This is a genomic window from Dactylosporangium sp. CA-092794 (assembly GCF_050948465.1).
Classification (GTDB): Bacteria; Actinomycetota; Actinomycetes; order Mycobacteriales; family Micromonosporaceae; genus Dactylosporangium.
In genome coordinates, this window is record NZ_CP192044.1 from 1764258 (window position 1) to 1789740 (window position 25483).

At 72.9% G+C, this 25483-nt stretch carries 26 protein-coding genes; 23 read left to right on the forward strand and 3 right to left on the reverse strand.

Features of this window, described 5'->3' with window-relative positions; genetic code table 11:
- Positions 1-7: 7 nt before the first annotated feature.
- The 9 genes from ACQPXD_RS07780 to ACQPXD_RS07820 all read left to right on the forward strand — a co-directional run bounded on the left by ACQPXD_RS07780 (position 8) and on the right by ACQPXD_RS07820 (position 8944).
- Positions 8-1567 (forward strand): amino acid permease, encoded by a 1560-nt coding sequence (locus tag ACQPXD_RS07780; protein ID WP_432836209.1) that lies wholly within the window; start codon positions 8-10, stop codon positions 1565-1567.
- 63 nt (positions 1568-1630) lie between these two features.
- A complete protein-coding gene (locus tag ACQPXD_RS07785) occupies positions 1631-2371 on the forward strand; it encodes a FadR/GntR family transcriptional regulator (protein ID WP_432836211.1) in 741 nt (246 codons plus the stop codon).
- Positions 2372-2407: 36 nt separating this feature from the next.
- Entirely contained in the window at positions 2408-3760 is a 1353-nt protein-coding gene (locus tag ACQPXD_RS07790) for a glutamine synthetase family protein (RefSeq protein WP_432836213.1), read from the forward strand.
- 11 nt (positions 3761-3771) lie between these two features.
- Positions 3772-5127 (forward strand): aldehyde dehydrogenase family protein, encoded by a 1356-nt coding sequence (locus ACQPXD_RS07795; protein ID WP_432836215.1) that lies wholly within the window; start codon positions 3772-3774, stop codon positions 5125-5127.
- A complete protein-coding gene (locus ACQPXD_RS07800) occupies positions 5128-5895 on the forward strand; it encodes a 3-oxoacyl-ACP reductase (RefSeq protein ID WP_432836217.1) in 768 nt (255 codons plus the stop codon).
- Positions 5892-6587, forward strand: coding sequence for a gamma-glutamyl-gamma-aminobutyrate hydrolase family protein (locus ACQPXD_RS07805; RefSeq protein ID WP_432836219.1), 696 nt, complete (start codon positions 5892-5894; stop codon positions 6585-6587). The genes ACQPXD_RS07800 and ACQPXD_RS07805 overlap by 4 nt, the downstream gene beginning before the upstream one ends.
- 178 nt (positions 6588-6765) lie before the next feature.
- Complete coding sequence (locus ACQPXD_RS07810; protein WP_432836221.1) at positions 6766-7668, forward strand: LLM class flavin-dependent oxidoreductase; 903 nt, start codon at positions 6766-6768, stop codon at positions 7666-7668.
- A gap of 5 nt (positions 7669-7673) precedes the next feature.
- A complete protein-coding gene (locus ACQPXD_RS07815; protein WP_432836223.1) occupies positions 7674-8393 on the forward strand; it encodes a gamma-glutamyl-gamma-aminobutyrate hydrolase family protein in 720 nt (239 codons plus the stop codon).
- Positions 8394-8413: 20 nt separating this feature from the next.
- Positions 8414-8944, forward strand: coding sequence for a Uma2 family endonuclease (locus tag ACQPXD_RS07820; RefSeq protein ID WP_432836225.1), 531 nt, complete (start codon positions 8414-8416; stop codon positions 8942-8944).
- A gap of 21 nt (positions 8945-8965) precedes the next feature.
- On the opposite strand, the gene ACQPXD_RS07825 is transcribed toward ACQPXD_RS07820, so the two are convergent.
- Positions 8966-9154: a hypothetical protein gene (locus ACQPXD_RS07825; protein WP_432836227.1), complete on the reverse strand. Its 189-nt coding sequence runs from the start codon at positions 9152-9154 to the stop codon at positions 8966-8968.
- Between the two features lie 52 nt (positions 9155-9206).
- Here ACQPXD_RS07825 and map point away from each other — a divergent pair, with 52 nt between their 5' ends.
- Complete coding sequence (gene map / locus ACQPXD_RS07830) at positions 9207-10064, forward strand: type I methionyl aminopeptidase (protein ID WP_432836229.1); 858 nt, start codon at positions 9207-9209, stop codon at positions 10062-10064.
- Positions 10061-10765 (forward strand): VIT1/CCC1 transporter family protein, encoded by a 705-nt coding sequence (locus ACQPXD_RS07835; protein WP_432836231.1) that lies wholly within the window; start codon positions 10061-10063, stop codon positions 10763-10765. The genes map and ACQPXD_RS07835 overlap by 4 nt, the downstream gene beginning before the upstream one ends.
- Before the next feature lie 314 nt (positions 10766-11079).
- Here ACQPXD_RS07835 and ACQPXD_RS07840 read toward each other — a convergent pair whose 3' ends face one another.
- Positions 11080-11511, reverse strand: coding sequence for a ferritin-like domain-containing protein (locus ACQPXD_RS07840; protein ID WP_432836233.1), 432 nt, complete (start codon positions 11509-11511; stop codon positions 11080-11082).
- Positions 11508-12236, reverse strand: a complete 729-nt coding sequence (locus ACQPXD_RS07845) for a hypothetical protein (RefSeq protein ID WP_432836235.1) — start codon at positions 12234-12236, stop codon at positions 11508-11510. Before ACQPXD_RS07845 ends, ACQPXD_RS07840 begins: the two co-directional genes overlap by 4 nt.
- Positions 12237-12665: 429 nt before the next feature.
- Here ACQPXD_RS07845 and rimP point away from each other — a divergent pair, with 429 nt between their 5' ends.
- The 12 genes from rimP (at position 12666) to truB (ending at position 25057) form a co-directional block, all read left to right on the forward strand.
- Positions 12666-13217: a ribosome maturation factor RimP gene (gene rimP / locus ACQPXD_RS07850; RefSeq protein WP_432836237.1), complete on the forward strand. Its 552-nt coding sequence runs from the start codon at positions 12666-12668 to the stop codon at positions 13215-13217.
- Positions 13214-14248 carry a transcription termination factor NusA gene (gene nusA / locus ACQPXD_RS07855; RefSeq protein ID WP_432836239.1) on the forward strand — a complete coding sequence of 345 codons (1035 nt, stop codon included), beginning with the start codon at positions 13214-13216 and terminating at the stop codon, positions 14246-14248. The genes rimP and nusA overlap by 4 nt, the downstream gene beginning before the upstream one ends.
- Positions 14249-14283: 35 nt before the next feature.
- Positions 14284-14589 (forward strand): YlxR family protein, encoded by a 306-nt coding sequence (locus ACQPXD_RS07860; protein WP_432843705.1) that lies wholly within the window; start codon positions 14284-14286, stop codon positions 14587-14589.
- A gap of 159 nt (positions 14590-14748) precedes the next feature.
- Entirely contained in the window at positions 14749-17856 is a 3108-nt protein-coding gene (gene infB / locus ACQPXD_RS07865; protein ID WP_432836241.1) for a translation initiation factor IF-2, read from the forward strand.
- Between the two features lie 94 nt (positions 17857-17950).
- Complete coding sequence (locus ACQPXD_RS07870) at positions 17951-18337, forward strand: hypothetical protein (protein ID WP_432836242.1); 387 nt, start codon at positions 17951-17953, stop codon at positions 18335-18337.
- Positions 18338-18610: 273 nt separating this feature from the next.
- Complete coding sequence (locus ACQPXD_RS07875) at positions 18611-18907, forward strand: DUF503 domain-containing protein (protein ID WP_432836244.1); 297 nt, start codon at positions 18611-18613, stop codon at positions 18905-18907.
- A gap of 124 nt (positions 18908-19031) precedes the next feature.
- On the forward strand, positions 19032-19526 hold the full coding sequence (rbfA, locus tag ACQPXD_RS07880) for a 30S ribosome-binding factor RbfA (protein ID WP_432836246.1): 495 nt from the start codon (positions 19032-19034) through the stop codon (positions 19524-19526).
- Positions 19527-20089: 563 nt separating this feature from the next.
- A complete protein-coding gene (locus ACQPXD_RS07885; protein WP_432843707.1) occupies positions 20090-21133 on the forward strand; it encodes a DHH family phosphoesterase in 1044 nt (347 codons plus the stop codon).
- 65 nt (positions 21134-21198) lie between these two features.
- On the forward strand, positions 21199-21600 hold the full coding sequence (locus tag ACQPXD_RS07890) for a hypothetical protein (RefSeq protein ID WP_432836248.1): 402 nt from the start codon (positions 21199-21201) through the stop codon (positions 21598-21600).
- Positions 21601-21632: 32 nt separating this feature from the next.
- The gene (locus ACQPXD_RS07895; protein WP_432843709.1) at positions 21633-21815 is read left to right on the forward strand and encodes a DUF6186 family protein; all 183 of its coding nucleotides are present in this window, start codon (positions 21633-21635) and stop codon (positions 21813-21815) included.
- A gap of 585 nt (positions 21816-22400) precedes the next feature.
- Positions 22401-23711, forward strand: coding sequence for an MATE family efflux transporter (locus ACQPXD_RS07900; RefSeq protein ID WP_432836250.1), 1311 nt, complete (start codon positions 22401-22403; stop codon positions 23709-23711).
- A 455-nt stretch (positions 23712-24166) separates the two neighbouring features.
- Positions 24167-25057 (forward strand): tRNA pseudouridine(55) synthase TruB, encoded by an 891-nt coding sequence (truB, locus tag ACQPXD_RS07905; RefSeq protein WP_432836252.1) that lies wholly within the window; start codon positions 24167-24169, stop codon positions 25055-25057.
- The last annotated feature ends 426 nt before the right edge of the window (positions 25058-25483 follow it).

The window sequence follows — 25483 nt, forward strand, 5'->3', positions numbered from 1 at the left end:
GGTGCCCATGTCGGCATCGCCGACCCAGGCCGACCTGCCGATCGACGACGACGAGAAACGGCTCGCCGAGCTGGGCTACAAGCAAGAGCTGCGGCGCAAGTGGAGCGGATTCTCCAACTTCGCCATCTCGTTCTCCATCATCTCCATCCTCGCCGGCTGCTTCACCACGTTCGGTCAGGCCTGGATGAACGGCGGCCCGATCGCCATCTCGTGGGGCTGGCCGCTCATCTCGATCTTCATCCTGATCATCGGCTTCTGCATGTCGGAACTGGTCTCGGCATACCCGACGGCCGGCGGCATCTACTGGTGGGCGGCCCGGATGGGCCGGCCGGTGCACGGCTGGTTCACCGGCTGGCTCAACCTCGTCGGCCTGGTCGCGGTCACCGCGTCGGTCGACTACGGCTGCGCCACCTTCCTCAGCCTGGTGCTGGACGCCTACACCTCGTGGGACAGCACCAACCTCTACCTGACGTTCCTGCTGTTCGTGGTCATCCTGGCCGCGCACGTGGCGATCAACATCTGGGGCCACAACATCATCGACGTGCTGCAGAACGTCTCGGTGTGGTGGCACGTGGCCGGCTCCGCGGTCGTGGTGCTGATCCTGGTGTTCGTACCCGAGAAGCACCAGAGCCTCGAGTTCGTCTTCACCCAGCGGTTCAACAACTCCGGGTACTCCGACGGCACCTACTGGTTCCTCGTCCTGCCGTTCGGGTTCCTGCTCACGCAGTACACCATCACCGGTTTTGACGCTTGTGCCCACGTCTCGGAGGAGACGAAGGGCGCCTCGACCGCCGCCGCGAAGGGGCTGTGGCAGTCCATCTTCTACTCGGCGATCGGCGGCTGGATCCTGCTGCTCGCGTTCCTGTTCGCCGCGACCGACGTCGACGCCATCACCAAGGCCGCGGGCTTCTCCGGCGCCATCTTCGAGACCGCGCTGAGCCCCGGCTTCTTCAAGGCGGTCATCCTCATCTCCACCATCGGGCAGTTCTTCTGCGGCATGAGCTGCGTGACGAGCATGTCCCGGATGACGTACGCCTTCAGCCGCGACCGCGCGGTGCCCGGCTGGCGGCTGTGGTCCAAGGTGGACCGCAACGGCACCCCGGTCAACGCCATCATCGGCGCGGCGTTCGCCGGCCTGGTGCTGACCCTGCCGGCGCTGTACAAGAGCCCCACGGGCGCGCCGACCGCGTTCTACGCCGTCGTCTCGGTCGCGGTCATCGGCCTGTACCTGGCCTTCCTGATCCCGATCTACCTGCGGCTGCGGATGGGCGATCGGTTCGTGCCCGGGCCGTGGACGCTCGGCGGCAAGTACAAGGTGCTCGGCTGGATCGCGGTGGTCGAGATCGTCATCGTGTCGATCTACTTCATCATGCCGTTCACGCCGGTCGCGATCCCGGGCCACGAGGGCTTCACCTGGACCGCGGTCAACTACGCGCCGATCGCGATCGTCATCGTCATCGGCGGGGCCGCGCTGTGGTGGGCGCTGTCGGCCAGACGCTGGTTCAACGGCCCGATCCGCACCGTCGACCTGCCGCCCGCGCAGGACGCGGCGGTGGCCACCGAGTAGGGAATGATGGTCCGCGGGCCGGCCGGGATGCGCCGGCCCGCGAGACCGTCCCGGGGAGGTCGGATGCCGCTGGCTGCGGAGCCCCTGTCGGGCGTGCCGATGTGGCGGCCGGTACGGGGCGGCAACGCCTTCGAGATCACCGTTGCCCGGCTGGCCCAGGCGATCCGGCTCGGCCTCGTGCCGGTCGGCGAGCGCCTCCCGCCGGAGCGGGAGCTCGCCGAGCGGCTCCAGGTGAGCCGCGTGACCCTGCGCGAGGCGATCGCCGCCCTGCGCGAGGCCGGCTTCCTGGAGTCGCGCCGCGGCCGCTCGGGCGGCACGTTCGTGGTCCGCGCCAGCGGCGATCCCGCCGACGGCCACGCGCCGGACGCGGTCGAGCTGGCCCGGGAGATGGGTGACGCGCTGCACGACGCGCTGGATTTCCGCCGCGTCCTGGAGCCCGGGGCGGCGGCGCTCGCCGCCACCCGCGCGCTGTCGGCCCCCGACCGCGCGCACCTGGTGGCCTGCCTGGCCGCCGCGCGGACGCGTGACCCGCTCACCCGCCGGGTCAACGACTCGCGGCTGCACCTGGCGCTCGCCGCGGCCAGCGGATCCACGTCGGTGGCGGCCTCGATCGCCGACGTGCAGCTGCGGCTGGACCGCCTCCTCGCGGCGATCCCGGTGCTGCGGCGCAACCTCGACCACTCCGACGCCCAGCACGAGCGCGTGGTCGAGGCGATCCTGGCGGGCGACCCGGTGGTGGCCCGCCAGGAGATGGAGGAGCACTGCGACGCCACCGCGGCGTTGTTGCGCGGCCTGCTGGGTTGAGTTTATGGTTCCTTTCTAGACCTTTAGGGGTACCTCATGTTGACCGTCGAGCAGCTGCGCATCGCCGTGGACGAGCGCGAGATCGACACCGTCGTCGTGGCGATCACCGACATGCAGGGGCGGCTGCAGGGCAAGCGCTTCCACGCCCGGCACTTCCTCGCCGACGTCGTCGCGCACGGCACCGAGGGCTGCAACTACCTGCTCGCGGTCGACGTGGACATGAACACCGTCGACGGCTACGCGATGTCCTCCTGGACCGGCGGCTACGGCGACTTCGCGATGATCCCCGACTTCACCACCCTGCGCCGCATCCCCTGGCAGCCCGGCACCGCGCTGGTCCTGGCCGACCTGCGGCTGCTTTCGGGCGGCCCGGTCACCGCCTCGCCCCGGCAGATCCTGCAGGCCCAGATCGCCGCGCTCGGCAGCGCCGGCTACACCGCATGGACCGGCACCGAGCTCGAGTTCGTCGCGTTCCGGCAGTCCTATGAGGACGCGTTCCGGCAGGGGTACCGCGACCTCACCCCGGTGACCCTGTTCAACTCCGACTACTCGCTGCTGCAGACCGCCCGGGTGGAGCCGCTGCTGCGCCGCATCCGCAACGAGATGGCCGGCGCCGGCCTGGTGCCGGAGAGCGCCAAGGGCGAGTGCAACCTGGGGCAGCTGGAGATCGCGTTCCGCTACGACGCCGCGCTGCACAACGCCGACGGGCACGTGCTTTACAAGAACGGGGCGAAGGAGATCGCGGCGCAGGAGGGCGTGTCGATCACCTTCATGGCCAAGCCCAACGCGCGGGAGGGCAACTCCTGCCACATCCACTTCTCGCTGCGCTCGGCCGCCGACGGCCGCCCCGCCGTGGCCGGCGACGGCGAGCACGGCGTCTCGCCCGTCTTCCGCAGCGCCATGGCCGGCATCCTCGCCACGCTGCGCGAGTTCACCCTCTTCTACGCGCCGAACATCAACTCCTACAAGCGCTTCCAGGCCGGCTCCTTCGCCCCGACCGCGGTGCGCTGGGGCCTGGACAACCGCACCTGCTCGCTGCGCCTGGTCGGCCACGGCGCGTCCATGCGCGTCGAGAACCGGGTGCCCGGCGCCGACGTGAACCCGTATCTGGCGATCGCCGCGATGACCGCCGGCGCCCTCTACGGCATCCGCCGCGAGCTGCCGCTCGAGGACGTCTACACCGGCAACGCCTACGACGACGCCGCGGCGCCGCGGGTGCCCGCCACCCTGCGCGAGGCGCTCGCCCTGTGGGAGGCCAGCGAGGCCGCCCGCGAGGCGTTCGGCGCCGACGTCGTCGCGCACTACGCCAACATGGCCCGCATCGAGCTGGCGGCGTTCGACGCGGCGGTCACCGACTGGGAACTCATGCGGGGCTTCGAACGCCTCTGAAAGGTCTGTCCATGCACGACGTCATTTCGCCGGTGACCGAGGAGGTCGTGGCCTCGGTCCCGTCGCTCGGCGAGGAGGAGACCGACGCCGCCGTCGAGCGCGCCCACGCCGCCTTCGGGGCCTGGCGCGCGGTCGCGCCCGGCGACCGGGCCCGGCTGCTGCGCCGCTTCGCCGCCGTGGTCGACGCCCACAACGAGGAGCTCGCCCGGCTCGAGGTCCGCAACGCCGGCCACACCATCGGCAACGCCCGCTGGGAGGCCGGCAACGTCCGCGACGTCCTCGACTACTACGCCGGCGCCCCCGAGCGGCTCAGCGGCCGCCAGATCCCCGTCCCGGGCGGGCTCGACGTCACCTTCTACGAGCCGCTCGGCGTCGTCGGCGTCATCGTCCCCTGGAACTTCCCGATGCCGATCGCCGGCTGGGGCTTCGCGCCCGCCCTCGCGGCCGGCAACACGGTCGTGCTCAAGCCCGCCGAGCTGACCCCGCTGACCGCGATCCGGCTCGGCGAGCTGGCCCTGGAGGCCGGCCTGCCCGAAGGCGTTTTCACGGTACTGCCGGGCAAAGGCTCCGTCGTGGGCCAGCGCTTCGTCACCCACCCGCTGGTCCGCAAGGTCTGCTTCACCGGGTCCACCGAGGTCGGCAAGCGCATCATGGCCGGCTGCGCCGAGCAGGTGAAGCGGGTGACCCTGGAGCTCGGCGGCAAGAGCGCGAACATCGTCTTCGCCGACGCCGACCTCGACAAGGCCGCCGCGTCCGCGCCCGCCTCCGTCTTCGACAACGCCGGCCAGGACTGCTGCGCGCGGTCGCGCCTGCTGGTGCAGGCCGCCATCTACGACGAGTTCATGGCCCGGCTGGAGGCGTCGGTGCGGGCGTTCCGCTGCGAGGACCCGGCCCTGGAGTCGGCGCAGATGGGCCCGCTGATCTCCGCCGGGCAGCTCGCCTCCGTGCGCTCCTACGTCGACGACGACGCCGTCGCCTTCCGCGGCAGCGCCCCCGGCGGCCCCGGCTACTGGATGGCGCCGACCGTCCTCACCGCACGGTCCACCCGGGACCGGCACTGGCGCGAGGAGATCTTCGGCCCGGTCCTGTCGGTGCTGCGCTTCGACGACGAGGCCGACGCGATCCGGCTGGCCAACGACACCGAGTACGGCCTGTCCGGCTCCATCTGGACCCGCGACCTCGGCCGCGGCATCCGCGTCGCCCGCGGCGTGGAGTCGGGCAACCTCAGCGTCAACTCGCACTCCTCGGTGCGCTACTGGACCCCGTTCGGCGGGGTCAAGCAGAGCGGCCTCGGCCGCGAGCTCGGCCCGGACGCGCTCGCCGCGTTCTGCGAGGTCAAGAACGTCTACTTCAGCACGGAGGTTTAGGTGCAGGCACGTCTGCAGGACCGCGTCGCGGTCATCACCGGCGCCGGCAGCGGCATCGGCCTGGCCACCGCGCGCCGGTTCGCGTCCGAGGGCGCCACGGTCGTCGCGGTCGACCTCAACGAGGACGCGGGCAAGGCCGCGGCGCAGGAGGTCGGCGGCGAGTTCATCGCCGCCGACGTGGCCGACGAGGCCGCCGTCAAGGCGCTGTTCGACGGCGTGGCGCAGCGCCACGGCCGGCTCGACATCGCCTTCAACAACGCCGGCATCTCCCCGCCCGACGACGACTCCATCCTCGACACCGGCATCGAGGCGTGGGAGCGGGTGCTGAAGGTCAACAGCACCAGCGTGTACTTCTGCTGCAAGTACGCCATCCCCCACATGCTGGCCCAGGGCAAGGGCTCGATCATCAACACCGCCAGCTTCGTCGCGCTGCTGGGCGCCGCCACCTCGCAGATCGCCTACACCGCCAGCAAGGGCGCGGTCCTGTCGATGACCCGGGAGCTGGGCGTGCAGTTCGCCCGGCAGGGCATCCGGGTCAACGCGCTGTGCCCCGGCCCGATCGCGACCCCGCTGCTCATGGAGCTCTTCGCCAAGGATCCCGAGCGCGCCCAGCGCCGGCTGGTCCACGTGCCGATGGGCCGCTTCGGCACCCCGGAGGAGATCGCCGGCGCGGTGGCGTTCCTGGCCAGCGACGACGCGTCGTTCATCACCGCCTCGACGTTCCTGGTCGACGGCGGCATCACCGGCGCCTACGTGACGCCGCTGTGACCCGGCCGCTCGTGGGCATCACCGCGTATGCCGAGCCCGCGCGGTGGGGCGTGTGGGACACCCGGGCGGTGCTGGTGCCCGAGGCGTACGTGCGGATGGTCCGCGCCGCGGGCGCCCGCCCCGTCGTGCTGCCGCCCGACGACCTCGGCGGCGGCGCGGACGCGGCCGCCCTCGTCCGGCGCCTCGACGGGCTCGTCCTGGCCGGCGGCGCCGACATCGAGCCGGCCCGCTACGGCGCGGTCGCGCACCCCACGACCAGGACGCGGCCGGACCGCGACGCGGGGGAGCTGGCCGTGCTCGCCGCCGCCCTCGACGCCGACCGGCCGGTGCTGGGCGTGTGCCGGGGCATGGAACTGCTCGCCGTCGCCTACGGCGGCACGCTCACCCAGCACCTGCCCGACCTGCTCGGCAGCGAGCGGCACCAGCCCGCGCCCGGCGTCTACGGCGCGCACCCGGCGACGTTCGCGCCCGGCTCCCGCGCGGCCGCGGTCTTCGGTCCCGCCGCCGAGATCAACTCGTACCACCACCAGGCCGTCGACAAGCCCGGCACGCTCACCGTGACCGGCTGGGCCGACGACGAGGTCATCGAGGCCGTCGAGGACCCGGACCGCCGCTTCGTGCTCGGCGTGCAGTGGCACCCGGAGGAGGCGGGCGACGTGCGCCCCTTCGCCGCGCTGGTCGCCGCGATGTGAATTAGCGCCTGTTTCAGAGCTGGGGTGAGAGCGAGGCGGAGTCCAGGTTTCGTCCAGTGGTGGCCCGCGGAAGCCAGGCTACCGGTGTTGTAACCGGGCTTTCGCGGGACGCCGCTGGGCGGAAGCTGGGCCCGCCGCAGCCTCGCCTCAGCTCTGAAACAGACGCTAAGTTCGGGGCATGCGAATCGGGTTCGGACTGCCGGTGTCGGGCGCGTGGGCCACGCCGGGGGCGCTGGGGCGGGTGGCGGCGGAGGCGGAGCGGCTGGGGTACGACTCCCTCTGGACCTTCCAGCGGCTGCTCGTCGGCGTGGAGCAGCGGGTCGACCCCGTCTACCGCAGCGTGCTCGACCCGCTGGTGGCGCTCGGGTTCGCGGCCGCGCGTACCGAACGGATCAGGCTCGGCGTCGCGGTGGTCAACCTGCCGTTCCTGTCGCCGGCCTACCTGGCCAAGCAGGTGGCCACGCTCGACGTGCTCAGCGACGGGCGGGCCGACCTCGGGCTGGGCACCGGCTGGTCGGACGCCGAGTACGCGGCCACCGGCGGCGACGGCGAGCGGCGCGGCGCGCGGGCGCGGGAGTACGTCGCGGCGCTGCGCACCCTGTGGCGGGACGAGGTCAGCGCGTTCGACGGCGAGTTCTACACCGTGCCACCGAGCCGCATGGCGCCCAAGCCGGTGCAACCGGGCGGGGTGCCGATCCTGCTCGGCGGCTCCGTCCCGGGCGCGCTGCGGCGGGCCGGGGAGATCGCCGACGGGTGGGTCAGCCGCAGCGCGCACGACCTGCGGCAGATCGCCAAGGACGTCGAGCTGGTGCGCGCGGGCGCGGAGCGGGCCGGGCGCGACCCGGACACCGTGCGCATCGTGTGCCGGGGCGTGCCGTTCCGGGCCGACCGGGACCTGCTGGCCGGGTCCTACGAGCGGATCCGCGAGGACGTCGCGTGGCTCGGCACGCAGGGCGTCACCGAGGTGTTCTACGACCTGAACTTCGTGCCGGAGATCGCCGGGCCGGACGTGGACAGTACCGCGGCGGAAGCCCGAGCGATGGACATTTTGCACAACCTCACCCCCGTAGGGCTAAGTTGAGGGGCATGTCGCGACCGGTCATCGGCCTGACCACCTATGCCGAGGAAACCCGCTTCGGCCTCAACGACACCTTCTCCGCGGTCCTGCCGCTCTCCTACGTGCACGCGGTGCACGCCTCGGGCGGCCGGGCGGTGCTCGTCACCCCCGACGACCCCGACGTGGACGTCCTCGACGGCCTCGACGGCATCATGTTCACCGGCGGCTCCGACGTGAACCCCGACCTCTACGGCGAGCCCCCGCACGCCACGACCAAGGTGAAGCCGGAGCGCGACGCCGCCGAGCTGCTGCTCATGCGCGCCGCCCTCGACGCCGACCTGCCGCTGTTCGGCATCTGCCGGGGCATGCAGCTCATGTGCGTCGCCTACGGCGGGCGGCTGCACCAGCACCTGCCCGACGTGCTCGGCCACCACAACCACCGCCCGGTCAGCGGGCCGAAGTTCGGCGAGCACCCGGTGCGGCTCTCCCGCGGCTCCCGCGCGGCGCGGATTCTCGGCGACGCGGTGATCGTCAACTCGTTCCACCACCAGGGCTGCGCGGACGCGGGCCGGCTGGTGCCGACCGGCTGGTGCCCGGAGGACAATCTGATCGAGGTGGTCGAGGACCCGGCCAAGACGTTCGCGGTCGGCGTGCAGTGGCACCCGGAGGACACCACGGACTTCCGCCTGTTCGCCGCGTTCATCGAGGCGGCCCGCGCCCGCCGACACAATGTGGCCACACGGCCCTAATCTCTGATATCGTCGCCGCCGTGAGGACAGCCGAGATGTACTTCAGTCTCCCCGACGTGATTCGGCCACCCGGCTTGTTCACGCTCGATGACGTCATCGCCATCGACGCCACCGAAGGCCTCCGGTTCGAGCTGCATGAGGGGATCATCCTGATGGCGCCGCCGCCCAGCCCGGCTCACCAGGAGGTCGACCTCGACCTGGCCCTCTACTTCAGACGGCAGGGTCGCACGGTGTACCAGGGCATCGGCGTCGTCATCGACCAGTTCAACTACCGCATTCCGGACGTCGTCGTGCTCCGGCCGGAGCGCTCGATCGACCCGGACCGGAACGAGCAGTCGGCGGACATCGTGGACATCGCGGTCGAGATCGTCTCGCCGAGCTCGGGCGATCTGGACCGGATCGTGAAGCCCAAGACATACGCCCAGGCCGGGATTGCGCAGTATTGGCGCGTCGAGCCCGGCCCCGGCGGCTACGTCGTCTTCATGCACACCCTGCGCGACGGCGCGTATGCGCAGACCCGCGAGGTGCCGCTGCGCGACCTCGTCCAGTAGGGCGCTGCCGGTGAGGCCGGGTCAGGAGGCGGCCTCGTCGGCGGTGCGGTGCTCGATGCGCAGGTCGGGCGTGGTCTCCCGGTAGTCCTCGCGGTCGTCGGAGTCGTGCAGCACGGCCTCGGCCTGGGCCTGCCAGTCGTCGCTGCCCGCCGCGCGCTCCTCCGGGAGCGGCTCGGCGGCCCGGGCGCGGATGCGGTCGTCGTCGATCATGGTGGTGGGTTACCCAGACCACCGGGTGTTGATGCGCGTTAGGCTTCTGGGCATGAAGGTTCGTGCACCGCTCGCCCCCGGCACGCAGACGCCGTGGCGCCACGTCCCCGCCGCGATCGCGCGCCCCGAGTATGTCGGCAAGCGGGGGCCCGCCAAGCACCGCGGCTCCGATGTGCAGACGCCCGAGACCATCGAGCGGATGCGGGTCGCGGCGAAGCTGGCGGCGCAGGCCACCGTCCTGGCCGGCGAGCACGCGCAGCCCGGCGTCACCACCGACGAGGTCGACCGGGTCGTGCACGAGTACCTGTGCGATCACGGGGCGTATCCGTCGACCCTGGGATACAAGGGCTTCTCCAAGTCCTGCTGCACCTCGCTCAACGAGGTGATCTGCCACGGCATCCCCGACTCCACGGTCATCGAGGACGGCGACATCCTCAACGTCGACGTGACCGCGTTCATCGGCGGCGTGCACGGCGACACCAACCAGACCTTCTGCGTCGGCGACGTCGCCGAGGAGGACCGGCTGCTCGTCGAGCGGACCCACGAGGCGATGATGCGCGGCATCCGCGCGGTCGCCCCCGGGCGGCCGCTCAACGCGATCGGGCGGGTCATCGAGGCCTACGCCAAGCGCTTCAACTACGGCGTCGTGCGCGACTTCACCGGGCATGGCATCAACGAGGTCTTCCACACCGGGCTCTACGTGCCCCACTACGACAACCCGCGGCTCACCACGATCATGGAGCCCGGGATGACGTTCACCATCGAGCCGATGATCACGCTGGGCACCCACGAGTACGACATCTGGAAGGACGGCTGGACCGTCGTCACCAAGGACCGCAAGTGGACGGCCCAGTTCGAGCACACCATCGTGGTGACCGAGGACGGGTACGAGATCCTCACCCTGCCGTGAGTCACCCGGCGGCGGACGATGCGCATCATCACGCCGACGTCTCCGGCGGCTGGCTGCGGGCCGCGGTGTTCGGCGCGATGGACGGGCTGGTCACCAACATCGCGCTGATCGCCGGCGTGGGCGGGGGCGGCGCGGCCGCGCGCGAGATCGTGCTCACCGGCACCGCCGGACTGGTCGCCGGGGCGATCTCGATGGGGCTGGGCGAGTTCACCAGCGTCCGCGCGCAGAACGAACAGGTCGCGGCCGAGGTCTTCAAAGAGCGTCAGGAGCTTCAGCGGTACCCGGAGGCAGAGGCGGCCGAGCTCGCCCGCATCTGGCAGGCCCGCGGCGTGCCCGGGCCGCTGGCCCTCGAGGTGGCCACCATCCTCGGGCAGAACCCGGAGGCGGCCGTGCGCGTCCACGCGCAGGAGGAGCTCGGCGTCGACCCGGCCGACGTGCCCTCGCCGTGGACGGCGGCGGGCTCGTCGTTCGTCTGCTTCTCGGTCGGCGCACTGGTGCCGCTGGCGCCGTACCTGCTCGGGGCGGCGTCGTTGCCGCTGTCCCTCGGCGCGGGCGGCGCGGGGCTGTTCGCGGCGGGCGCGCTCGTCGCCCGCTTCACCCGGCAGGCGTGGTGGTGGTCAGGGACCCGGCAGCTGCTGCTGGGGGCGGCGGCGGCCGGGGCTACCTATCTGGTCGGGCGGTTCATCGGTCTCGTGGCCTGAGCTGTTTGGAGCCCTGAACCGTCTCGGGGGCCGGGTGGTTCCCCGAGACGGCAGGCTCACGAGACGGCGTACTCGTTAACGACGCGGCTGCATCGTCGGACCGGCCCACGCGGTGCGGCGCATGATCGGGTCCTCCTCTCGTTTAGACGCTCGTGGCGTGATGCATCGATCGTCGCGGAGCGGACAGCCCGATGGGGCCTTGCGCCCTTGCTGTGGCACGCTTTCGGGAGTATCGGTTCGCCGTCCGGTTCAGCCTGCTTTGTCGGCGCTCAACACAGCCGCCGACGTGGCATTTTGTCCGGATTTATCGGTACCTATGATGGTTTGCCGGGAAACGCGGCCACCAGCGGCGTCAGGTTGCCCGCCTCGCGGAACCCGGCCGCGCGCGTCGTGCAGTCGATCAGCGCGTCGAGCGCGATCCGCCGGACCTCGCCGTCGGTGGCCGGCAACGCCAGGCGCCACTGCGCCCCCGTGCGATCCTCGAGCAGCACCGCCAGCTTCAGCGCGGACGCCCGGTCGGTGAGCGCGAACGGCAGCTGATAGGACGCGGCCGTCGGCGGCGGCGTCACCCCGGCCGAGGCCAGCCGCACGATGAGCGCATCCCGTCGCGCCCGGTGCGCGTTGTCCGCGTTGTGAGCCAGCCCGACGGTCGCCCCGTCCAGCTTCGGCCCCAGCACCCCGTAGCCGTAGATGGCGGCGTGCTCGGCCTCCAGCGCCGCCACGAGCCGCTCGTCGGCGGGTGTCACGTCAGCACCTCCTGGTGGCCCGCCCGGCAGGCGGCGATCGAACCGAGCAGCGCGGCCCGATACGACGGCGCCGCCAGGCACGCCGCCTCGGCGTCCTGGCGCCCTTGCTTCTCCAGCGCGACCAGCTCGCTCACCGCCGCCCCCTGATCGCCCGGCACCGTCCCCACGGCCGTCGCACTGGTCCCGGCGGACGGCGTACCGGTTCCCGCGGACGGCGTGCTGGTCCCGGCAGACGGTGTGCTGGCCCCGACGGACGGCGTGTTGGTCGCGCCGGTCCCCGCGGAGGTGCTGGCACCGCCGGACGGCGTGCCGGCCCCGGCGGAGGTGCCGGCGCCGGTGGACGGCACGCCGGGCCCGGTGGACGGCTTGGCACCGGCGGACGGCGAACGGCCACCGGCGGACGGCGTGCCGGCTCCGGCGGACGGCGTCACGGACGGGAACGGCCCCGCCTCGGGCAGCCCGATCTCCCGCGCCAGCGCGATCACATGCTGCGCATGGTCGTCCCGCAACGGCCCGAGCCGGTCCCGCAGGCCGGGAAACGCGTCGAGCACCGCCGAATACCGATCCCGCAGCGCGACGGTCCCCGACAGCAGCGGCAGCAGGACGTCGGGCGCACCGTGCCACTCCGCGGGCTCGCCACCACCCACGTCGCAAGCGGCGACCGAGCCGGTCGCCACCACAACGACAGCGGCGAGCAAGGTGCGTCGGCGGATAGGCACGCGCATAGTCAACACCATCCGGGCGTTTTGCCGCGCACCCACCTCGCCGCGCCACCCGGCCCCTAGCCACCCGCGCCCGTGCCTTCGCGCCGTGCGCCGGAACGCACGGTGACGCCCGGCCGGCCGGGCGTTTGTCTCCGTGATCATGACGCCCGCCATGGCCGCGGCGCGTCAGGTTGCCGCGTGCGGGCGGCGCCTCCGGGTTCGGGTCCCAGGTTGTCGCCGGCGGATGGTGCCTTCGGGTTCGGGCCCCACGTCGGCGCGTCCGGGCGGGGGCGTGAGCTGGTCGGCGGCGCCGGCGGGTGGCCTTCGGAGCGCCGCCGGGACGACCCGACTCACCTCGCGTTACGCTCTGCACGAGCCGCCCGCGCGAAGAGACGCAGGCGGCGTTGAGCCGTGCGCCCGAGCGGGTGCCTTGAAGGAGGGGTGTCGATCATGGCCCAGCAGCATCGACAGCGCCTCCTCGCGGTGGTGGAGCCGGTCGTGACGGCGGGCGGGTACGACCTCGAGGATCTCAGCGTCACCCGGGTCGGCCGGCGCCATCTGTTGCGCATCGCGGTGGACAGCGACGCCGGCGTGGACCTCGACGCGGTCGCCGAGCTGTCGCGGGGCATCTCCAGCGCGCTGGACGACGCCGAGGCCGGCGGGGACGAGCTGATCGCGGGGGAGTACGAACTGGAGGTCGGCTCGCCCGGTGTCGATCGGCCGCTGACGCTGCCGCGGCACTGGCGGCGCAACCGGGCGCGGCTGGTGAAGGTGCGCGCGGGTGGGCAAGAGGTGACCGGGCGGGTGGTCGCGGTCGACGACGCGGCAGTGACCCTCGACGTGGACGGGGACCGGCAGACCCACACCTACGGCGACCTCGGGCCGGGCCGAGTCCAGGTGGAGCTCAAGCGCCTCGCCGAGCTGCCCGACCCGGACGACCAGGATTTTGACGAAGCAGAAGACGAAGCAGAAGACGATGAGGAAGGGGAGGACGGGGAGTGAACATCGACCTTGCGGCCCTCCGCGCACTGGAGCGCGAGCGCGAGATCCCGTTCGAGACCATCCTCGCGGCGATCGAGACTGCGCTGCTCACGGCGTACCGGCACACCGAGGGGGCCAACCCGCACGCCCGCGTGGAGATCGACCGTCGCACGGGGGCGGCGTCCGTGCTCGCCCAGGACGTCGACGAGGACGGCGCCATCATCCGCGAGTACGACGACACCCCGCACGACTTCGGCCGGATCGCGGCGATGACCGCCAAGCAGGTCATCCTGCAGCGGCTGCGCGAGGCGACCGACGAGGCGCACTTCGGCGAATACGTCGGCCGCGACGGCGACCTGGTCACGGGCGTGATCCAGGCCCACGAGGCGCGGGCCGAGAAGGGCATCGTCACCATCGATCTGGGCAAGATCGAAGGCATGCTGCCCGCGGCCGAGCAGGTGCCCGGCGAGCGCTACGAGCACGGTCAGCGGATCAAGGCGATCGTGGTGCACGTGGCCAAGGGCTTCCGCGGACCGCAGGTCACGCTGTCGCGGTCGCACCCGAATCTGGTGAAGCGGCTGTTCGCATTGGAAGTTCCGGAGATTGCCGACGGTACCGTCGAAATCGCGGCAATCGCCCGTGAAGCCGGACATCGGACCAAGATCGCTGTGCGGTCGACGGTGGCCGGGGTGAACGCCAAGGGGGCGTGCATCGGCCCAATGGGGCAGCGGGTTCGGGCCGTCATGAGCGAATTGCACGGCGAAAAGATCGATATCATCGACTGGTCGGATGATCCCGCGCAATTTGTCGGAAATGCCCTTTCTCCCGCCAAAGCGCTCAACGTCGAGGTCGTCGACGCGGCCAACCGGGCGGCCCGGGTGACGGTCCCGGACTTCCAGCTTTCCCTGGCCATCGGCAGAGAGGGCCAGAACGCGCGGCTCGCCGCGCGGCTCACGGGATGGCGGATCGACATCAGACCCGACAATGCCGCGGATGGCAACGTCGATCACGTCACCGGACCGGGCGCGGCGCGCGCCGAAAGTGCAGGGTAGACTTCTTGACGGTACGTCGCACGCCCCCGGCTGGCATGCCCGCGATCCCGGCTGCGCCGGTTCGCACCTGTATCGGATGCCGGAAGCGTGCGTCATCCTCCGAGTTGCTGCGATTTGTCGCGATCGAGTTCGGCCCAGGGCAGTTCAGGGCTGTGCCCGATCCGGCTCGCAGACGGCCGGGCCGGGGCGCGCACCTGCATCCCGATCCGGCTTGCCTCGCGCTAGCGGAGCGTCGGCGCGCCTTCGGGCGGGCTCTACGCGTCACCGGGGTCCTCGACACCGGACCGCTGGCCGAAGCCGTCGCTCCGGCGACGGTGACGGAGCCGGAGCATGCGCAGTGACTGGAACCGCCGATGGTGGGAGCGCGACGCCCCACCCGGATCACGCAAGGTAGGACGACGGACATGAGCACACGATGAAGTCCCTGAGATGACCAGGCTTCAAGTGCACGAGTGAGGTCGGAGCGGAACTTGCCGCCCGGCCTCGAGGTGAGGAGTGTAGTGGCAGGCAAGGCCCGCGTACACGAGCTGGCGAAAGAGCTCGGGGTCGAAAGCAAGACCGTGCTCGCGAAGCTGCAGGAGCTTGGCGAATACGTGAAGTCCGCATCCAGCACGGTCGAGGCGCCGGTGGCGCGCCGGCTGCGTGCGAGCTTCGAAAACGGTGGAGGGTCCGCTCCGGCGCCCTCGGCACCTCCTGCGCCGGCCCCGTCGGCCCAGTCGTCGGCTCCCGTACCGACGGCCCCACGACCGACGCCGTCCCCGGCGGCCAAGCCCTTTGCGCCCCCGAAGCGGCCCCAGCCGCAGGCGAGCGGAGGACCCGGCGGTTCCGGAGGCGGGGGCGGCCGTGGCCCCGTTCCCGGCCCGCCGCGCCCGAGCGCGCCCGCGGTCCGGCCGACGAGCGCGCACGACATCGAGGTGGCGGCCGCGGAGCAGCGTGCCGCCGCGCTGAAGGCTGAGCAGGATGCGGCCCTGAAGGCCGCCCAGCAGGCCCGGCAGCGCGAGCACACCCGGCGCGACGCCCCGCAGCCGCCCAGCGGCGGCGGCAGTGGCGGCGGCGGTGCTCCCGCGCCCACGCCCGGTCCGCGTCCGAGCCCGGCGCCCGGCCCGTCCGGTGGTGGCGGCGGTTCGTCCGGCCCGTCACCGCGTCCCGGCCAGGGTCCGCGCCCCGGCGGCGGCCGTCCGCCGGCCCGGTCCCCGGGCAACAACCCGTTCGGCGTGTCCGGCGGCGCGTCCCCGCGTCCGCCGTCGCCGGGCAACATCCCGCGGCCCAACCCGTCCTCCATGCCCCCGCGGCCCAACCCGGCCTCGATGGGCGGCCCCCGGCCCAACCCGTCGCAGATGCCGAGCCAGCGGCCCGGTCGTCCGGGCGGCGGCCCCGGCGGTGACCGTCCCGGTCGTCCGGGCGGCGGCGGTGGCGGCGGTGGCGGCTTCCGTGGCGGCCCCGGCGGCGGCGCCGGTCGTCCCGGTGGTCCGGGCGGCGGCGGCGGCGGCGGCGGTGGCTTCCGTGGCGGTCCCGGTGGGGGCGGCGGCGGTGGCGGCGGCTTCCGTGGCGGTCCCGGTGGGGGCGGCGGCGGTGGCGGTGGCTTCCGCGGTGGTCCCGGCGGTGGCGGTGGCGGCGCGCCCGCGGGTGCCGGCGCTGCCGGTCGCCCGGGCGGCGGCGGCGCGGGCGGTCGCGGCCGTGGCGGCGGCGCGGCGGGTGCCTTCGGGCGTCCCGGCGGCCGGCCGACGCGTGGCCGCAAGTCGAAGAAGCAGCGCAGACAGGAGTTCGACAACCTCTCCGCGCCCACCATGGGCTCGGGCGCCCCGCGCGGGCAGGGTCAGGCGATCCGCCTGCCGCAGGGTGCGTCGCTGTCGGACTTCGCCGACCGGATCAACGCCAACCCGGGCTCGCTCGTCCAGGAGATGTTCAACCTGGGCGAGATGGTGACGGCCACCCAGTCGTGCACCGACGACACGCTCAAGCTGCTCGGCGAGCACCTCGGCTTCGACGTGCAGATCGTCAGCCCCGAGGACGAGGACCGCGAGCTGCTGGCCCGCTTCGACATCGACCTCGACGCCGACGTCGACGAGGAGCGCCTGGTGGTGCGTCCACCGGTGGTGACCGTCATGGGTCACGTCGACCACGGCAAGACGAAGCTGCTGGACGCGATCCGGCAGACCAACGTCGCCGGGGGTGAGGCCGGTGGCATCACCCAGCACATCGGTGCCTACCAGGTGCGCGTCGACCACGACGGCGAGGACCGGGCGATCACCTTCATCGACACCCCGGGTCACGAGGCGTTCACCGCCATGCGTGCCCGTGGTGCGCAGGCCACGGACATCGTGGTCCTGGTGGTCGCGGCCGACGACGGCGTGATGCCCCAGACGATCGAGGCGCTCAACCACGCCCAGGCGGCCGACGTGCCGATCGTGGTCGCGGTGAACAAGATCGACAAGCCCGAGGCCAACCCGGGCAAGGTGCGGCAGGAGCTCACGCAGTATGGCCTGGTCGCCGAGGAGTACGGCGGCGACACCATGTTCGTCGACATCTCCGCGAAGAGCCGGATCAACATCGACGGCCTGCTCGAGGCCGTCCTGCTGACCGCCGACGCCGCGCTCGACCTGCGCGCGCCCATCGACGGCCAGGCCCAGGGCATCGCGATCGAGTCGCACCTCGACCGCGGCCGCGGCCCGGTCGCCACCGTCCTGGTGGAGAAGGGCACGCTCAACGTCGGTGACTCGATCGTCGCCGGGCGGGCCTACGGCCGCGTCCGCGCGATGCTCGACGAGAACGGCAAGCCCGTGCCGCACGCGGGTCCGGCCCGTCCGGTCCTCGTGCTCGGCCTGACCTCGGTGCCCGGCGCCGGCGACACGTTCCTCGCCGCCGACGACGACCGCACCGCGCGTCAGATCGCCGAGCAGCGGCAGGCCCGCCGCCGCGCGGCCGAGATGGCGGCGCGCACCGGCCGGGTCACCCTGGAGACGCTGTTCGACCAGCTCAAGCAGGGCGAGAAGACCACGCTCAACCTCATCCTCAAGGGTGACGGCTCGGGCTCGGTCGAGGCGCTCGAGGACGCGCTGGTCAAGATCGTCGTCTCCGACGAGGTCCAGCTGCGGATCATCCACCGCGGTGTCGGTGCGGTCACGCAGGACGACGTCAACCTGGCCAGCGCCTCCGACGCGATCATCATCGGGTTCAACGTGCGGGCCGAGGGCCGCACGCGCGACCTGGCCGACCGCGAGGGCGTGGAGATCCGGTACTACACCGTCATCTACCAGGCCATCGAGGACATCGAGTCGTCGCTGAAGGGCCTGCTCAAGCCGGTGTACGAGGAGGTCGAGCTCGGCCAGGCGGAGATCCGCGAGATCTTCCGCTCGTCGCGCTTCGGCAACATCGCGGGCTGCATCGTCCGCACCGGCCTGATCCGGCGCAACAGCAAGGCGCGCCTGATCCGCGACGGTGCGGTGGTGACCGACAACCTGTCGATCGCCGGCCTGCGCCGCTTCAAGGACGACGCGACCGAGGTCCGTGAGGGCTTCGAGTGCGGTATCACGCTCGGGACGTACAACGACATCCAGATCGGCGACGTCATCGAGACGTGGGAGCTGCGGGAGAAGCCGCGCACCTGATGTTCGGACAGCCCCGAGGGCCGTGGACGGCTTGCCGTCCGCGGCCCTTTTGGCATCGACTTCGCTCCGGCCGCGGCGTACCGTCGGACGCACTATGGACCTGTCCTGGTGGTCGATCGAAGTCCGCGACGGGGACTACCCGGCACGGCAGTGGCGCGACGCCCACAGCGCCGCACTCATCGAGTCCGCCGTGACCCACGGGGCCTGCGACTGGGCCTGGCGGTCGGAGGACTTCGGGGTCGTCTTCGAGATCGGTTTCGCCGACGCGGACGACTGGCTGCGCTTCCGGCGGCTGCCGGCGGTGGTGGCCGCCCTGGACGCGGTGGCGCCCGACTCCCTTTACGTCTACCGCGGCCGCGGCGGCAGCTCCGGCGCCGTCCAGCCGCGCCGCCGGGGCCCGCTGCCCGCCGCGGGCGCGGCCGCGCTGCCCGTGGAGCCCGAGCCGCAGCTGGTGGCCCGCCCGCCGCTGATGGTCGCCTGACGCTGATGGTCGCCTGACGCCGTCCAGTTCCGGCCGGTTCGGCTTCGGCCGTTTCGGTTCCGGCCGTTTCGGTTCTGGCCGTTTCGGTTCTGGCCGGGTCGGTTCCGGCCGTTTCGGTTCCGGCTGGGTCGGTTTCGCCTGCGGATCGCTCGAAGGGCGGTTTGCCGCTTCTTTCATGACCTGAGCCCCGCGCCCGGGAGCGGAATGGTTGCCGATCGCCGGGGCGGGAATATCAACGGCGAGAACTCGGCGCGCGGGCTAAGATCTTGCGCCGTGTATATCGGTACCGCGGTCTTCGATCTGCTCCTGCCCGGTGACTCGCGATCGCTCAAGACCAAGCGCTCATATGTGCGCCCGCTGATCGCGCAGTTGCGCAAGTTCGAGATCTCCGTCGCCGAGGTCGGGGCCCTGGACCTGGTGGGACGGGCCGAGGTGGGCGTCGGCGTCGTCGCCGCGGAGCCGGGGCATGTGCGCGAGGTGCTCGACACCTGTGAGCGTGCCGTTGCCGGGCGCCCCGAGTTCGAGCTGCTGTCCGTGCGCCGGCGGTTGCACGGGGGCGACGACGAGTAATCCCGCCTTCTCGACGCGGCCTCGCGGGCGGGGCGCGGGTACTGTCAAGGCGTTGGTCAGATATGCAGGTCCGCGACCGGCCGGAAGGCCGCCGGCGGACCGCTTGGCTGCGGAGGTGTTCGAGATGACGGATCCGGCGAAGGTGCGGCGGCACGCCGAGCGCGTGCGCGAACTGGTCGCATCGGTGGTGCGGACGCAGATCAAGGACCCGCGGCTCGGCATGATCACGATCACCGACGCGCGGATCACCGCAGATCTTCGCGAGGCGACCGTGTTCTACACGGTGCTGGGCGACGCCGCGGCGCAGGCCGGCACGGCGGCGGCCCTGGAGAGCGCCAAGGGCCTGCTGCGCTCGACCGTCGGCAAGGCCCTCGGCCTGCGACACTCGCCGAGCCTGGCGTTCGTGCACGACGACGTTTCGGAGCACGCCAAGCACATCGACGAACTGCTGGCGAGCGCCCGCGACGCCGACGCCGAGGTCCAGCGCCTCGCCGCCGGCGCACGCTACGCGGGCGACCCCCAGCCCTACAAGCTGGACGACGACGATCAGGCCGACGCCGACGACCTGGCCGCCGACGCCGCCGACGACGAGGTGGTCGTCGGCCAGGACCGGCGGTGAGCCGGCTCGCGCCCGGCCACGTATCGGGCGCGGGCCACCAACCCGGCACGGCGGCCCCGTCCCGGGCCGCCAAAGTGCCCCGTCCCGCGTCCGCGCCCGCGCCCGGCCGTCCAGGCGCGGAGACCGGCCGCGCTCCCGTGGCTCCGCCTCCGCGCGCGACGGCCGCCGCCACGCCGGCAACGCCCCGCCCCAACGCGGAGGCGGCGCGTCCGCGCGCTGAGGTGGCGGCCCCGGACGGCGAGCGCGGGGAGGCGGTGGCTGCCGACGGCGGCCGCGCGGAGGCGATGACCGTGGGCGGTGGAGCCGTGGAGCCGATTGCCCGCGCGGAGGCCGCCGTGGGCGGTGGGGCCGTGGACGGTGGGCGCGTGGAGGCGGGCGTGGGCGGTGGAGCCGTGGAGCCGATTGCCCGCGCGGAGGCCGCCGTGGGCGGTGGAGCCGTGGACGGTGGGCGCGTGGAGGCCGGCGTGGGCGGTGGAGCCGTGGGGGCGGTGGACGTGGACGGTGGGCGCGCGGAGGCGGCGGGTTCGGGCGGGCCGGCGTCGGCGGCGGGCGGAACGGGGCGGGTGCGGGAGGCCGGCGGGGAGCAGCGGCCGTCCGAGGCCGAGTGGGACGCGGCCGTCGCGGCGTTGCGCGGGCTGCCCGACCGGGCGCGGGTGCTGCTGGCGTGTCACGTGAATCCCGACGGCGACGCGCTCGGCAGCATGCTCGGCTTCGCGCTCGGGCTGGGGCGCATCGCCGGGGAGCTGCGCATCGAGCGGCTGGCGGCGACGTTCCCCGGGCCGATGCGGCTGCCGGCGCCGTTCGACCGGCTGCCGGGCGTCGAGCTGCTCGTCGCCGAGGCCGACGCCGATCCGGCGCCCGACGCGATGCTCGTGTTCGACGTGGCCAGCATCGAACGGCTCGGCGGGCTCGCCGAGCGGCTGCTCGCCGCGCCGGTCGGCATCGTGCTCGACCACCACGCCTCGAACCCGGGGTTCGGCGGCATCAGCCTCGTGGACCCCGCGGCGGCCGCGACGTCGGTGCTGTCGGACGGATTGCTGCGCCGGCTCGGAGTACCACTCAATCCAGAAATCGCCGAATGCCTCTATGTGGCGCTGGCCACCGACACCGGCTCGTTCAAGTTCGCCTCGACCACGCCCGCGGTGCACGAGTTCGCGGCGCGGCTGATCGCGACCGGCATCCCGGTGGGCGAGATCTCGCGGCGGTTGTTCGACACGCGACCCGTCGGCGCGCTGCGGCTCTTCGGCGTCGCGCTCGCGCGGATGGTGCTCGAGCGCGAGGGCGCGGGCGGGCTCGGGTTCGCGTGGACGTACCTCACGCTGGACGACCTCGCCGCCCACGAGCAGCCGCCGTCCGCGGTCGAGGCGCTCATCGACACGGTGCGCGCGGTCGCGGAGGCGGACGTCGCGTGCGTGGTCAAGCCGGTGCGGCCGGGGGAGTGGTCGGTGTCGCTGCGCAGCAAGGGCGCGGTCGACGTCAGCGCCGTGGCCGTCGCGCTCGGCGGGGGCGGGCACCGGTTCGCCGCGGGGTTCAGCTCCGGCGGTACCGTCGCGGAAATCATCGACGCCATCCGGGCACTGCTGCCGGCCGCCGCCCATCAGGGTTAACTCCGGGAGAATCTCCGGGGGACTGCAGCTGGCCGGCGGGCATCCGGTCCGGTGACAATCGATGGATGGACCGCCCCGAGGTCGTCGCGGAGGTTGACCGGGCCTGGGCTCGGCCGGCTGTCCTCACCCCCGTCTTTGCCCTGGTCTCGCTCGTGGGCGGCGCCCTTCCGTCGTTCAGCCAGCGGGCCAACCTGCTGGTGCTCGGCGCCGGCGGCGCGCTGTTCTGGCTGGGGATTTCGGCGGCGGTACCGCGCCGTCCCGCGCCCGCGCGGCTCCCGCGCGCGGCCGCGTGGTGGCTGCTGCCGGTGCTGCTGTTCGCCGTGGTGGAAGGGGCGACGTTCCTCAACGGCTCGAGCGCGTATCCGACGCTGTCCCGCCTGGCCGACCCGGTGCTGGAGCACTACTGGGCCCGCGCGGGCGCGTACTTCGGGTGGCTGTGGGCGTTCTGGGCGATGGTCCGCCGGTGAGCGCGGGTCAGGTGCTCGCCGGCGCACTGTTCATGGTCGCGCTCGGGCTCTTCGCCGCCGTCGAGGTCGCGTCGCGGCGCGAGGGCTCCCGCGTGCCGAGCCTGGGCGAGGTGTGCGGGGTCGTCATGCGTTACCGCGTCGGGCCGCTGCCCGTCGGCCGGATCGCGCTGTTCGGCTTCTGGTGGTGGCTCGGCTGGCACTTCCTGGCGCGCTGAGCCCCGCCGCGGCTTCCTGAGCTGGGGATTGATCGTGACGCCTGTGCGACACGCCGTTCCAAATCGCGGGATATCGTCGCACATGATGGAACTGAACGATAGCTTAGTCCGTATGCGCACAGTACGAATTCTTCGCTGCCCGCCCCGGGCCGACCGCTTCTGACGCGGCTCCCGGCGGCGGGTGACCGGCCCGACCACTTTTCCGCCGGAAGCGAGGAACCACGTGCGCCGCAACCTGTGTGACCAGGCCGACACCACCCACGTCGGTCTCCTTGCCGTGCGTTGCGCGTGTCTACCGGCGACCCCGGCGCGACCGAGCGCGCACCGACCACCAGCACCATGCATCAGAGGAGACCAGCGTCATGGCTGACCAGCCCAAACCCCAGCCCAAGCCGCAGGAGCCGGCCAACGACAGCCGCGAGCGCGCCCGCGCCGCGCTGCAGATGTCGATGGACCGTCGCGGCTGAGCCCGACCCACGAGCCGACACAAGCTCCGGGAAGCCGGGACGCCCCCGCCCGACGTCACGGTTTCCCGGAGGTTGTGCCGTAAGTGATCCACAGCGAAACAGGCCTTACGATAACCGGATGACGGTCGATCAGGCTTCCACCGCGCGCCGGGTCGCCACGCTGGCGCTCCCGGCGCTCGTGGTGCTCGCCGCCGAGCCGCTCTACGTCCTGGTCGACACCGCCGTCGTCGGTCACCTCGGCCGCACCCAGCTCGCCGGCCTGGCCATCGGCGGCTCGGTCATGTCGTTCGCCGTCTGGCTCGGCACCGTCCTGGCCTACGGCACGACCGGCCGCGCGGCCCGCCGCTTCGGCGCCGGCCAGCGCGCGGAGGCGGTCGAGGAGGGCGTCCAGGCGTCCTGGCTCGCCGTGGCCGGCGGCGTCACCATCCTGATCGTCCTCGAGGCGGTCGCCGGCCCGCTCACCCGCGCCCTCGCCGGCGGCGCGGGCGACGTCGCCGACAACGCGGCCCGCTGGCTGCGCATCGCCGCGCTCGGCGCGCCCGGCCTCATGCTCGGCACGGCCGGCAACGGCTGGATGCGCGGCGTGCAGGACACCCGCCGCCCGCTGTATTACGTCCTCGCCGCCAACGCGCTCTCGGCCGCGCTGTGCCCGCTGCTGGTGTACCCGGCGGGCCTCGGCCTCATCGGCTCCGCGGTGGCCAACGCGACCGCGCAGAGCGTCGTCGGCCTGCTGTTCGTGCTGGCGCTGATCAGCGAGCGGGTGCCGCTGCGCCCGCAACCCGCGGTCATCGGCCGCCAGATCGCGCTCGGCCGCGACCTCCTGCTGCGCGGCGCCGCGTTCCAGGCGTGCTTCCTGTCCGCCTCCGCGGTCGCCGCCCGCTTCGGCGAGGCCGCGCTCGCCGCGCACCAGATCGCCATCCAGTTGTTCTTCTTCACCGCCCTGGCCCTCGACGCGATCGCCATCGCCGCACAGGCCCTCGTCGGCGCGGCGCTCGGCGGCGACCGGGTCGCCGAGGCCCGCGACCTGGCCCGCCGCCTCACCGTGGCCGGCCTCGTCGCCGGGGTGGCGTTCGCCGGCCTCGTGGCCGCGGCCCTCCTCGCGGTGCGACCTTGGTTCGGCGCGGATCCGCAGGTGTACTCCGAGGCAAGGCACGCCTGGTGGTTCTTCGTCGCCATGATGCCCGCGGCGGGCGTGGTGTTCGCCCTGGACGGCGTGTTCCTGGGCGCCGGTGATGTGCGCTACCTGCGCAACCTCACGCTGGTCAGCGCCTTGGGCGGCTTCCTGCCCGGAATCTGGCTGGCCTACCTGCTCGACTTCGGCCTGCGCGGCATCTGGGCGGCGCTGACCCTCTTCATCGCGCTCCGCCTGGCCGGCTTGCTGTACCGCCTCGCCGGCGACGCCTGGGCCGTCGGCGGCGCGGTCCGCTAGCCCGCCCTTCCGCGCGTGCGCTTCCGCGCGTCGGCCGCGCGCCTGCGCTTCTGCGTCCTGGCGTCGCTTTCTCGCGTCTGCGCCTCTGTCTTAGGGGTCGGCCCACCGTTCGCCTCCGCGCCCGCGCCTCCGCGCCTCCGGTCGCGCCCGTGCCTTCGCGCCCGTGCCTTCGCGCCCGCGCCTTGCTCTCCACGCTTGCGCGCGGGACTTCGTGTTCGGGGGTCGGTCCCGCGTCCGCGCGTGGACTGTGGCGTTGGCGGTCGGTGACGCGCGGGTGGGGCGGTGGGAATGCGTCTTCCTGAGGGAGGGTCGCGCGCCGGCACTGGCCGCGCGGGCCGTCGTGGCCGAGCCGGCGGTGTGGCGGGCTGAAGGAGAGAGCGGCCGAGGTTCGGCAGCTGCTGAAGGAGCTATGGCGCTGCCTGGTGCGGTTCGGGTGAGCCACTAGGGTGGCGCGCATGGCACAGAAGGTGGCGACCCAGGGCGGCCTCGTGGTCGTCGACAAGCCCGGCGGCATGACGTCGCACGACGTGGTGTCCCGGATGCGCCGCCTCGCTCGGACGCGGCGGGTCGGGCACGGCGGCACGCTCGACCCGATGGCGACCGGCGTGCTGATCATCGGCGTGGAGAAGGCGACGCGGCTGCTCACGTACGTCATCGGCAGCACCAAGCAGTACACGGCCACCATCCGGCTGGGCGAGTCGACCGTCACCGACGACGCCGAGGGGGAGGTGGTCGCGCGCGCGGACGCGTCGGGGGTCGGCGACGAGGCGGTCGCGGCCGCGCTCGGGCCGCTGCGGGGCGAGATCCTGCAGGTGCCGAGCTCGGTGTCGGCCATCAAAATCAACGGCGTCCGGTCGTACCATCGCGTCCGGGCGGGGGAATCGGTCGACCTCGCCGCCCGGCCGGTCACCGTCACGCGCCTCGACGTGCTGGCCACCCGTCGCGCGGGGGCGCACATCGACCTCGACGTGGATGTGGCCTGCTCGTCCGGCACGTACATCCGCGCCCTCGCGCGCGACCTCGGTGCCGCTCTCGGCGTCGGCGGGCACCTGACGGCGCTGCGGCGGACCGCCGTCGGCGCGTTCACCCTGGCCGAGGCCGTCACGCTGGACGAGCTCGCCGAGCGGCCCGACCCGGTGACGCTCCCGCTGCAGGCGGCGGCGGACCGCTGCTTCCCGCGCCGCGACGCCACCGAGGACGAGGCGCGGACACTCTCCCACGGCGGGCCGCTCGACCCGGCCGGCATCCCGGGGCCGTATGCGGTCTTCGCCCCGGACGGCACGGTGCTGGCGATCGTCAGTGAGCGCGAGGGCAAGGCCCGTCCGGAGATCGTCCTGGTCCCGTAACCCGCCGCGACTCGCCGCGACCGGGCGGCGCGGAAGCCAGGAGCGGGTGGCGCGCGGGAGCGCGGACGGGTGGCGCCGCGCGGGGGCCAGAAGCGAGCGACGTGTGTGGAGGCGCGGTCGGCGATCACGTCCCACGCGCAGGGCATCGGCCGCCGCGGAGCACGGCGCAGCGACCGGAAGTCTCCGTGATCATGCGCAACCCGGCATCGACACCAACGGTTTTTCATGATCGCGGAGTGGTGATGTACCCCTGCGTACCACAAGTCTCCGGGATCATGGCAAACCCGGTGTGCGGCCACGACGGGCATCATGATCACGGAGACATACGTCCGGCCCGGGCCGCGCAGATCGGATGGTCCGCCCGACGGGTGCGACAGCCGCAAAGTCCACCCCCACCGCGCCGCCAAGGGGGTCGGCGTCGATGGC